General features: G+C 70.5%; 5 protein-coding genes. 4 read left to right on the plus strand and 1 reads right to left on the minus strand.

Annotated elements, in window-relative coordinates:
* Nucleotides 1-358: 358 nt before the first annotated feature.
* The 4 genes from M8I34_RS34480 to M8I34_RS34495 all read left to right on the plus strand — a co-directional run bounded on the left by M8I34_RS34480 (nt 359) and on the right by M8I34_RS34495 (nt 6393).
* A complete protein-coding gene (locus M8I34_RS34480; RefSeq protein WP_244414236.1) occupies nt 359-658 on the plus strand; it encodes a WXG100 family type VII secretion target in 300 nt (99 codons plus the stop codon).
* A gap of 75 nt (nt 659-733) precedes the next feature.
* Nucleotides 734-1048 (plus strand): hypothetical protein, encoded by a 315-nt coding sequence (locus M8I34_RS34485; RefSeq protein ID WP_250056478.1) that lies wholly within the window; start codon nt 734-736, stop codon nt 1046-1048.
* Between the two features lie 31 nt (nt 1049-1079).
* A complete protein-coding gene (locus tag M8I34_RS34490; RefSeq protein WP_250056480.1) occupies nt 1080-1805 on the plus strand; it encodes a hypothetical protein in 726 nt (241 codons plus the stop codon).
* A gap of 25 nt (nt 1806-1830) precedes the next feature.
* On the plus strand, nt 1831-6393 hold the full coding sequence (locus tag M8I34_RS34495) for an RHS repeat-associated core domain-containing protein (protein WP_250056482.1): 4563 nt from the start codon (nt 1831-1833) through the stop codon (nt 6391-6393).
* 609 nt (nt 6394-7002) lie between these two features.
* Here M8I34_RS34495 and M8I34_RS34500 read toward each other — a convergent pair.
* Nucleotides 7003-11391: an FtsK/SpoIIIE domain-containing protein gene (locus M8I34_RS34500; RefSeq protein WP_250056490.1), complete on the minus strand. Its 4389-nt coding sequence runs from the start codon at nt 11389-11391 to the stop codon at nt 7003-7005.
* Nucleotides 11392-11467 lie beyond the last annotated feature (76 nt).

The following is an 11467-nucleotide window of genomic DNA, read 5'->3' on the forward strand; positions in this document are numbered from 1 at the left end:
TGCGGCGAGCACGACGAAGGCCCAGGTCGGCCGGTGATGAACCGGACGCCTGGGCCTTGATCGTTCTCAGGCCGGGATCGCGCCGCCGAAGTCGCTGTGTCAGATCCGCGCCGGATCCGAGCCAGATCCGAGCCAGGTCCGTGGCAGATCAGTTGATCTTGTCTCGGTCTGGCGCCCGGTCCTTCCTCCTCGGGTAGCCCGCTGTTCAGCTGCGAGGTGTGCCTTGCTGGTCAGTGCGTCACCTGGTGCTTCGTCACCGTTCCGGAACTGGTGTGAACCGCCTCGGCAGGTGCCCCGTACAGCCCCGTGTGTGCGGCCCAACGAGCCGCGGCGATACGCAGCGAGGGAAGGAATCGACATGGCCGGCGGCAACATCCAGATCAGCCCGGACGAGATGCGGGAGGCGGCGACCTGGCTTCAGAACCAGAAGGAGCAGATGCAGCAGAGCCTCCACGAGGCCAACACCAAGATGGACGAGATGGTCGAGGCGGCCTACTCGACCCCGGGTGCCGAGTCGAAGTTCCGCCCGTACTGGGAGGAGTACAAGAACGGCACCCAGAACGCGATCGAGGGCCTGCACGGCGTCAGCGAGTTCATCAAGCAGGTCGCCGACGCGTTCGTCGACACCGACGACCAGACGTCCGGCTCCATCGGCTGACGTGCCCCGCACCGTCCGGCCCCGCCCTCCCCGTGAGGACGGGGCCGGACGGCCGGAGCAGGAGAGGAGACACCGATGGGTCGCATCAGCGTTCCCGTGCAGGACCTGAAGGACACGGCCAGGGAGCTCCAGAACATCGGGGAACTGATCGGCAACTCCGCGACGCTCTTCCACGCCACGGGTGAGGCCGACTCGTTCAAGAGCTTCGCCGGCGACTCCCGCCTCGCGGAGGCTCTCGACGAGTTCGACAAGGCGTGGGTGGCGGGTCACGAGCGGGTCCACGACAACGTGAAGACGTTCGCGGAGAACACGGACAAGATCTCCGAGAACTTCACGAAGACGGACGAGGACAGCGCCAACTCGCTGGACCAATCGAAGAAGGACGCGTGACAGGAGACGTCGTGCGGAAGGGAAAGGCGTCATGACGCATCCGGTCACGGAGCGGCCCGAGGGCGCGCCCGCGGGCTACCAGCTGAGGTTCCCGGACTCCTGGTGGCATCTCGACCTCGACCCGAACACCCGGGACGCGTCGATCCGCCGCCGTATCGAGTCCCAGGTGAAGAAGGCTCCGCAGCTCTCCCGTGAGCAGGTGGACGAGCTGATCCGCAGCACCCGGCGCACCGCCCGCGAGGCGCACGCGCAGGGCGCGCTGCGGGCGTCGGGCATGCTCAGGATCCTCAAGGCGGGCAGCGGCCCCCTGGTGCTCAGCGCCACGACGGTCGTGCTCCGGATCTCCGTTCCCGAGGATCAGTCGGAGGATCTGGCGGACCTCGTCGTCGCGGCCGGCATGCAGCTCGGCACCGCGGCGGAAGGGACCGGACTGCCGCCCGGCGAGGTGGAGTTGGTGGAACTGCCGCAGGTCGGAGCGGCCGGGCGGATCACCAGGATCGAGGACGTGGACTACCAGGGGACGCCCGTCCCCACCGCGGTGCGGCACACCCTGATCCCGGTGCCGAACAGCCGGGACTATCTGGTGCTCGCCAGCTCCACCCCCAACGTGGATCTGGCGGACCAGTTCTACGAGGTCTTCGACGCGATCGCGGAGTCGTTCCGCTTCGAGGACCCGGCCGGCACGTCCGGCGCAGCGGAACCGGCGGCGGAAGCGGCCGGCGGAGGCCCCATGGGCGAAACAGACAAGGGAAAGTGAGGTCGCGGCCATGGCGCGTCCAGCGGTGTCCGATTGGGAAGACGTCTTCGGGTTCTCCGACGACCCGACTCCGGGTGATGCGGAGGTACTCGGAGAGCTCGCGCGCAGCTACCGCTCCGTAGCCGATAACGCGGGCGACGCCCTTCCCCTCGTCTCCGGGCTGGAGAACCAGCAGGTCGGCGAGGGCAAGACCATGGACAAGCTCCGGGACAAGCTCGGCGACCTGGCCCAGCAGGTGCGCAAACTGCACAGCTCCTACGACCAGGCCGCCGGCGCCCTGGACACGTATGTGCACTCACTGCGCGACCAGCAGCGCAACGCCGACAACGCCCTGGACAAGGGGCGCGACGCCAAGGAACGGCTGGAGTCCGCCACCGAGGTGGTACGCGCGGCCGGGGCCGACATCGGCCGGCTGGACGCGGCCACCCACCCTCCCGACGACCACGAGGCGCGGGCAAGCACCCGCCGCGCCCTGGACGAGGCCCACAGCAAGCAGTCCACGGCGCAGACGCACGCCGATGACGCGCAGGCCGATCTCGACGCGGCCCGCATGCTCGCGGAGGACGCCCGGCAGGTGCGCGAGGAGGACGCCTCCACCGCGGCGCAGAAGCTGGACGACGCGAAGGACGAGTCCGTCGCGGGCTACAGCCTGTGGGACAAGATCAAGAAGGCGTTCAGTACGGCGCTGGGCATCATCAGCGCGGTACTGGGCGTGCTGGCGATGCTGGTGCCCGGTCTTCAGGGCATCGGCATCGCCCTGACGATCGGCAGCATCGTGGCCGGCGCGGCGTCGCTCGGCATCAACATGTCGATCATGGCCGAGACGGGCGAGTGGAACGTCCTGGAGGTCGTGCTCGGCGTCGTGGGACTGGTCGGGGGCGGGGCCGCGGCCCTCAAGGGCCTCGGGGGGATCGGCTCGGTTCTCAAGGGGGGCAAGCCCAACTCGATCAAGTCGCTCAACAACCGCATCAACGTCCGAGACATCAAGGACCGCACCTGCGCGACCGACCCGGTCGATGTGGCCAGCGGCGAAATGCTGCTCCAGCAGACCGATCTGACGCTGCCCGGCGTGCTGCCACTGGACCTCCGGCGCACGCATCTGTCGACGTACCGCTACGGCCAGTTCTTCGGTCCCTCCTGGGCCTCCACCCTGGACGAGCGCCTCGAAGCCGACGACCGGGGACGGATGTGGTGGGCCCGCGAGGACGGCTCGATCCTGACCTACCCGAGCCTTCCCGCCGCCGACACGGACGAACCGGTGTGGCCCGAGGAAGGCCCCCGCCTGCCGCTGACCTGCGCGGGAACCGGCACCACGGGCGAGGTCAGCTACCGCATCGCCGATCCGCACTCGGGCCTCGTCCGCACCTTCGCGGACCATCCCGACGACGACAGCAGCCTGTACTGGCTCACCGGGTGGCAGGACCGCAACGGCAACGAGGTCGGCGTCTCCCGGCTGGCGGACGGCACCCCGACGACGCTGATCCACTCCGGCGGCTACCACGTCACCCTCGAGTGCCCCCTCGGCCGCGTCACACGGCTGACGGTCACCACACCCGACGGTCCCGTCGAGGTCATGTCCTACGGATATGACGACGCCGGGAACCTCACCCACGTCACCAACTCCTCCGGCAAGGCGCTGGAGTTCACCTACGATGACCGGTCCCGCATCACCGCCTGGACGGACCGGAACGACTCCACCTACCGCTACGTCTACGACGACGACAACCGCGTCACACAGACCATCGGCCCCGAGGGCTACCTCTCCTCACGCTGGAACTACGACCCCGACCAGCAGCAGACGCACTACACCGACGCCTGCGGCGCCACGACCGTCTACCAGCTCAACGACCTGTACCAGGTCACCGCCGAGACCGACCCCCTCGGCAACACCACCACCTCCGAGTGGGACCGCTACGACAACCTCCTGGCCCGCACCGACGCCCTCGGCCACACGGTCCGGTACGAGTACGACCTGGCGCACAACCCCACCGCCGTCCAGCTACCGGACGGCAGCCGGTCCACGGCGACGTACAACGAACTGAACCTTCCGCTCTCCTCGACCGGTCACGACGGGACGACCTGGCACTGTGCGTACGACGAGCGGGGCAATCCCACTGCCATGACCGGGCCGGACGGGGGCACCCTCAGGTTCACCCACGACCGCGCAGGTGCCATCGCGACCGCAACTGACGCCTCGGGCGCAGCAGCCACGTATGACAACGACGCCGCCGGTCTGCCCCTCTCCGTCACGGATGCCTCCGGCGGAACCGCCCTGCTCGAACGCGACGCGTTCGGCCGCCCCGCCGTCCTCACCGACCCACTGGGTGCGATCACCCGCACGGTATGGACCGTCGAAGGCCGCGTATCGGAGCGCACAGCAATCGATGGCCGCACCGAACGCTTCACCTGGGACGGCGAGGGCAACTGCCTCACGCACACCAACCCCGCAGGCGCCACCACCCGTTTCGAGTACACGCATTTCGACCGGCTCGCGGCGCGTACCGACCCCGACGGCGCCCGGTCCACCTTCGTCTACGACGCCGAGCTCCGCCCCACCCGAGTCACCAACCCGCAGGGCCTGAACTGGGATTACACCTACGACCGCGTCGGCCGTCTCATCAAGGAGGCCGACTTCGACAACCGCGAAATCCGTTACGCCCACGACGCGCTGGGCCGGGTCACCTCCCGCACGACACCGCTCGGCGAGGAGATCGGCTACACGTACAACGAACTCAGTCAGCTGACGTCCAAGGACGCGGCCGGGGTGCGGACCGACTACACCTATGACGCCGCAGGCGCGCTCCTCCGCGCGGTGTCCCCCACCTCCACGCTCACTTTCGAGCGGGACATCACGGGGAACCTGCTGTCGGAAACCGTCGACGGACGCACCACCCGCTACACCTACGACTTCATGGGGCGTCGCACCTCCCGCACCACGCCCACCGGCGCGTACACCGAACTCGCCTACGACCAGGCAGGCAACCGTACCTCCCTGACCTCCGACGGCCACCGGATGGAGTTCACTCACGACCTCCTCGGCCATGAGCTCGTCCGCGCACTGGGCACGACCGCCTCGCAGGTCGCCATGACCACAACCTGGGACATGGCTGGTCGCCCCGTCGCACAGGGGCGTACCACCCCGGGCGGGGTCGTTCGGGCCAGCACCTACGCGTACCGGGCGGACAACTACGTCTCCGCCATCACCGACGAGGTGACGGGGACGAGCAAGGAGATGGAACTGGACCGGGTGGGACGCCCGTTGACGGTCACCGCCGAAGGCTGGACCGAGTCCTACGCCTACGACCAGGCAGGCAACCAGACCGAGGCCAACTGGCCCGACAAGGCGCCGCGCACCGAGGCCCGAGGCTCCCGGACCTACACCGACACCCGTCTGCTCTCCGCCGGCACGGTCCGGTACGAATACGACGACGCGGGCCGCATGGTGCTGCGGCAGAAGCGCCGCCTGTCGAAGAAGCCCGACACCTGGCGCTACGAGTGGGACGCCGAGGACCACCTCGTCGCCTGCGTCACCCCCGACGGCACCCGGTGGCACTACACCTACGACCCGATGGGCCGCCGCACCGCCAAGTACCGCATGGCGGAGGACGGCGTCACTGCGGCCGAAGCGGTGCACTTCACCTGGGACGAAACACGCCTCGCCGAGCAGACGGACGGCACCACCGGCGTCATCCTCACCTGGGACCACGACGGCCACCGCCCCCTCACGCAGCTGGAGCGCAAGCCGGGAAGCCAGGACGAGTTCGACTCCCGCTTCTTCGCCATCGTCACCGACCTCGTCGGCACCCCCACCGAACTAGTCGATGAGCAGGGCACCATCGCCTGGCGCTCCCGTGCCACGCTGTGGGGCGTCACCACACGCAATCGGAACGCGATCGCTCACACACCGCTGCGTTTCCCGGGGCAGTACGAGGACCCCGAAACGGGCCTGCACTACAACTACTTCCGGCACTACGACCCCGAGACCGCCCGCTACACGACGCCGGACCCGCTCGGCCTCAAACCTGCCCTCAACCACCACACCTACGTCAAGAATCCCCTGGCGTGGACCGACCCCCTCGGCCTCGCGCCCTGCAATGCGACGTTCGGCCCTCTGACCAACGGCGCCGGCAGCTCCATGAAGGTCAAGCTGGGGCCTAACTCCAACTTGAGCGGAAAGTCCCCGACGGTTAAGCCCGCCTGGTGGCCGACCGGAAAGGGGCCCACAGCGCTATGGTTCCAGAAGCAGATGGTGCAAGGACATCTGCTGAACGAGCATCTCGGCGGGCCGGGCAACACCCTGAGCAATTTGACCCCGTTGACGAAGACAGGAAACCTGAACCACCTCAACTCCGTCGAATGGAATGTAAAGAGGGAAGTTGCAGCAGGAAACACGGTGGAGTACGAGGTCATCGCGCACTACGGGAAGGTCACCGGGGCGGACCTGGGGGCCACTGGCCAGGTTGCCGCCGACATCGATCGGAACTACTCGTCGCTGATTCCCGAGTACCTCTCGTGCTACGCCACGGTGTACGACAAGCAGGGCGCCCACATGTACGGAGAAGGCTGGCAAGTACGCAACACGAAGTGACTCGGGCGACGCCGATTCTCATGCTGCGAACCTTATCGAATTCGAGGTTGCGCGTGACATAGCCGCGTACACAAGAAGCATTACAGTCGCAACCTACAGGAACGTCATGTTGATCTTCGTGTATCGCGAACATTCGCTTCCGTACTCTATGAGATCGCCGCTCAGGGGGCTGATGCCGGTGAACTCGCCTGCGTAACGGGGTCAGCGAGAAACGGCCGGAAGGGGCAGTAGGGCGATCTTGAACGGCTGGATCGCTCTGTATGGCCTTTGGAGGGGATACGCGGCGTAGCCCCTCCAAAGACCATACAGAGTCGCCATTCGCGTCATGCGCCCTCGTCGCGGGGCATAGATGGTGGATGGCCGCCTGAATGTCACGGAGCTCGCATCGGGCGAGGAGCGTGTAACAGCCGTGCAGAACGGCAGAGTTCTGGTGCAGGATGACGGTGGCTGCGGGCGCGGAGTGCTGTCCCCGACGGGGGCTTCGCCCATCGAATCCGAGGACGACGTTCAACGCTGGCGCATCGCGCAGTAGCGAACGCCGTCCGCACACCACAGAGGGCTCCCGCCGAACTCGTCGGCAGGAGCCCTCTGTCGCGCAACCCGTGGGGATCAGCCCTCGGTTGCCGGGAGTACCGTCTCCGGGACCTGGACGGTGCGCAGGACACCGTCGCCCAGGTGCAGGATCGCCCGGCCCTGGCGGGTCGCTCCCAGGCGGCTGCGCGGCACCTTGACGCCGATCAGCTCGCCGTCGCTCATGTTCTGCGGCTTCAGCAGCAGTCCGCACCGGTTCCGGCGGGCCTCGGTGTGCCAGCCGGAGAACCCGGAGGTGAGCCGCTCGGTCTGACCGGCGATCACCAGGCCCCGGCCGGTCTCGGCACCGGACTTGGCGATCTGTGTGAGGACGGGCTCGGCCTTCGTCTTCAGCAGCAGGTCGGCGTCGTCGAGGAGCACCACGGCCCCGTCGGGCGCGGAGGCCAGCGCCGCCTCCAGGGCCGTGGGGTCGATGTCGGACTCGTCGAACAGCGCGAGCACACCGGGCCGTCCGGCGAGGTGGCGCAGCGGCGAGCGGGCGGGGGCCCCGACCACGACCGGGACACCGGCCGTGAGCAGCGCCACCGCCAGCGTCGACAGGACGGTGCTGCGTCCCGAGCGGGCGGGCCCGGCGACGAGGAACGTCGGGGTGACGGTGAAGTCCGGCCCCAGCGCGGTGAGTTCGTCGCCGCCGACGCCCGCCAGCGCCCATCGCGAGGAACGCCTGCCCGGGACGAACCGGCCGGCCTCCTCGAAGGTGAGCCGGTCCGGCAGGGTGTCGACGCGGAACGGCCGGGTGGCGGCCGGCAGGTGAGCCGCCCGCTGCCGGCACTGCTCGGCGATCTGCTGGAGCGCCGCGGCCTGCGCCTGGCCTTCCGGGTTTTCCGTGAGGAGCGCGATCTGCACCTCGGCCTTGTCGGCGGCGCGGAACGCGCGGCCCGGCGGGATCTCGTCGGGCACGTTCCGCTGGGTGATGCCGATCATGCCGTACTCGGACTTCTCGTTCAGCTTCAGCACGAGCTTGTCCTCGGTGGAGCCGTTGACCCGGCTGGAGAACAGCGCCCGGTCACCGGTCATCACCAGGTGGATACCGGCGCTCGCGCCGTCCCGCAGCAGGGTCAGCACGGAGTTCAGCAGGTTCCCGGCGTCGTACTCGCCGAGCTGCTTGTCGAAGACCTCCCACCGGTCGATGAACAGCACCAGGTGCGGCGGCCGTTCGTCCTCCGGCAGCGCGCGGCGGAGCTCCGTCAGGTCGGCGCTGCCGCGGGCGGCGAGCATCTCCTGCCGTCGGGTGAGCTCCTCCGTCAGCCGGGCGAGCAGCCGGGCCACCCGGTCGGGCTGGGTGCGCTGGGTGACGGCGCCGCAGTGCGGCAGCCCCTCCATGGCCAGCAGCGCGCCGTTGCCGCAGTCGATGCCGTACATGTGCAACTGGGCCGGGGAGTGGACCTGGGCCAGCGTCCCGGCGATGGTGCGCAGCGTCTGCGACCTGCCCTGCCGGGGCGAGCCGATGAGGTGCAGGTGCCCGAGCGTCGCCGGGTCGATCACCAGGGGGAGCCGGGCCTGTTGCGCGGGCAGGTCCACCACGCCGTACGCGACGGGCGGGAGGTCGTAGTCCGAGGGCGGGGCCGGGGGCAGTTCGCTGAGGACCAGCTTCTCGGGCAGCGGTGGCAGCCAGGGGCTGTGCTGCGCGGGGAGGCCCATCTCCCGGTCCGCGCCGCGGATCGCCTCGACGAGCCCGGTGAGGTCGGTCTCCACCTCGGCGGGCGCGGCCACACCGCGGGGCCGCGCCGGCAGCGGCTCGCCGAGCCGCTCCCAGCCGACCGCCACCGCCCAGGGCGCCGGCAGCGAGACCGCCGCGGCGCCGGGCCGGCGGCCGCCGACCCGCCCGGACTGGAACGGTACGAGGGAGTTCTGGCCGAGCCGTACGTACGCACGGCCGGGGGTGCCCTGCGAGATCCCGGCGGCCTCCGAGGAGTTGATGACGTCCTGGCTCTCGCCGGAGTCCGTCACCCGGAGCGCGATGCGCAGATTGGTGTTGGCGCGGATCTCCGAGGAGACGACGCCGCTGGGGCGCTGCGTCGCCAGGATCAGGTGGATGCCGAGGCTGCGGCCCCGCTGCGCGATGTTGACCAGGCCCTTCACGAAGTCCGGCAGGTCGCGCACCATCGAGGCGAACTCGTCGATGACGATCAGCAGCCGGGGCATCGGGGTGCGGCCCGCCGGGTTGCGCTCCAGCAGCTCGATGTAGTCCTCGATGTCCTTGGCGCCGGCCGCGGCGAGGATGTGCTCGCGCCGGGTGAGCTCCGCCGTCAGCGACACCAGGGCCCGCTCGACGAGGTGGGCGTCGAGGTCGGTGACCATGCCGACGGTGTGCGGCAGGTTCACGCAGTCCTTGAACGCGGAGCCGCCCTTGTAGTCGACGAGGACGAACGTCATCGCGTCCGGACGGTTCGCCACCGCGAGCGAGGCGACCAGCGTCTGGAGGAGTTCGGACTTGCCGGAGCCGGTGGTGCCGGCGACCAGCCCGTGCGGGCCGTCGCGCTTCAGATCCAGGAAGAACGGGCCGTCCAGGGAGACGCCGACGGCCGCCCGGGTCGAGCGGCCCCCGGCCGTCCAGCGCGCCCGGATGCCGGCCGCCTGCGGCGGGTCGAGGGCGAGTACGTCGAGCAGCCGCGCGGCACCGGGCAGCACCGCGGCCTCTTCGTCGGCCCCGCCCGGGTCCCGCAGCGGCCCCATCGCCCGGGCCAGCGAACGGCACCAGTCCAGCGACACCACGTCGGGCCGGATGCCCCCGACGGTGCCCCTGCCGGAGCGTCCCACCCGCACGGTTCCGCCGGGCTCCTCGGCGACGACGGCGTGGCACTCCTCGGGCAGCAGCCGCTCCTCGGCGTCCAGGCAGACCGCGCGGACGCCGACGGACGGTCCCTCGCGCAGGATCTGCGCCACGCCGGGCAGCGAACGCAGCCTGCGGGCCCCGTCGAGGACGACGAGCACATCGGGTCCGGCGGTCCGGCTCCGCCGGTCCTCCCGTCCGGCGCGCTCGGTGATCAGCGCGGTCAGTTCGGCGACCCGCCGGGCGCAGGTCTCGGTGCCGTAGCCGATGCTGGCCGGGGTGTCGCCGGACTTCTTCCGCACATGCGGCAGCCAGCGCAGCCAGGACCAGCCGTCGCGGCCCGGTTCGCCGGTCGTCAGCAGGTGGATCTGGAGGTCACGGGGGCTGTGCAGGGCGGCGGCCTGGGCGACCGCCCACCGTGCCACGGCGCGCGCAACCGGTCCCTCGCCGGCGATCCCCAGGACGTCGTGCTCCCGCAGCGGAACCGTCACCGGGACGTCGTACGCGGTCCACGGGTCCTGGCGGCGGTGTTCGTCCTTGGTCGGGTCGTGGAGCACCACGTCGGAGGGCAGGTCGGCGGTCCCGATGCGCAGTTCCAGGAAGTCGGCGTCCGAGGTGCGGCGTTCCCACAGGCGGTGCCGGGGGCCGACGGCGGTCAGGACGACCTCGGCCGGGTCCGGGAAGCCGCGGCGCCGGGCGGTGCGTTCGGCCGCCAGGGCCTGCTCCGCGTCGCCCTCGATCCGCGCCTTCTTCTCCTCATAGGCGGCGACCTCACCGGAGTGGGACTGACGTCCGTTGCGCCGGCTCATCAGGTAGTTGCCGACGATCACGACCGGCGAGAGCAGCCCGAACAGCAGCATCGTCGGGCGGCCGAGCATCGTCGCCCCGGCCACCGCCATCACCAGCGGGGCGGCCGCGGCGAGCCACGGGAGCGGCCGGGCGGCGGGCGACGCGGGCGGGGAGGGCAGGGTGAAGCGGGTGGCGTTCTCGGCCGGCCGCAGCCGCGGCGGCCGGTTGTAGTCCCAGCCGGTGCCGTCCTCCGACGGCTGCACGGCCGCGTCCGGCCGCTGCGGGAGGGCGAGTTCGAGCAGGATGCCGCCAGACCCTGGAAGAGCGAGCTGCGCGCCGGCCGGCCAGGCGGTGGCCGCGGCGAGGTCCTCGCGGTCCAGTTGCGGGGTGCCGCCGTCCGGCGCGGACGCGTCGGGCGCCACCCGGCAGCGTCCCTGGGGGCCCACCGTCAGTACGGCGAACGGACGGGCCGGTACGGCGCGCAGCACCTGGGCGGTCCCGTCGTGCGCCAGTCCGATCCGGTACTCGCCGATGTCGAGCCGGTGCACCGCGCCCGCCCCGGTCCCGCCGACCGCACGGACCTCCACCAGCCCGTCCGGTTCGGCGGACGAGGTGCCCGCCGGGCGGCCCAGGCCCACGACGGCCGCGTGGCGGAGCGGCGAGTCCCGCAGCCGCAGGTCCGCGGGCAGCAGCCGGTCGCCGGCGTACAGGCCGAGGCCCTCCGGGGGCCGGTGGACTCCTCCCGCTCCGGCCAGCGCCTCCGCGACGGCCCCCACGGGCGTGTCGGGGTCGGCGTCGAGGTGGACGTCGAACGCGTCACCGTCCCCCTCGACCACGGTCAACATCAACGACACGAAAACGTCCTCCAGCCGGCGTGAATGGGGAGCCGCGGAAGCCCTGCTCGAGGGCTCCCGCGCCACT

Source organism: Streptomyces sp. MCA2 (assembly GCF_023544705.1).
GTDB lineage: Bacteria > Actinomycetota > Actinomycetes > Streptomycetales > Streptomycetaceae > Streptomyces > Streptomyces decoyicus.

Excerpts from the sequence above, each read along its gene's own strand:
- M8I34_RS34485 (WP_250056478.1), top strand. The coding sequence starts at position 734 with ATGGGTCGCATCAGCGTTCCCGTGCAGGACCTGAAGGACACGGCCAGG.
- M8I34_RS34480 (WP_244414236.1), top strand. The coding sequence starts at position 359 with ATGGCCGGCGGCAACATCCAGATCAGCCCGGACGAGATGCGGGAGGCG.
- M8I34_RS34500 (WP_250056490.1), bottom strand. The coding sequence starts at position 11,391 with ATGTTGACCGTGGTCGAGGGGGACGGTGACGCGTTCGACGTCCACCTC.
- M8I34_RS34490 (WP_250056480.1), top strand. The coding sequence starts at position 1,080 with ATGACGCATCCGGTCACGGAGCGGCCCGAGGGCGCGCCCGCGGGCTAC.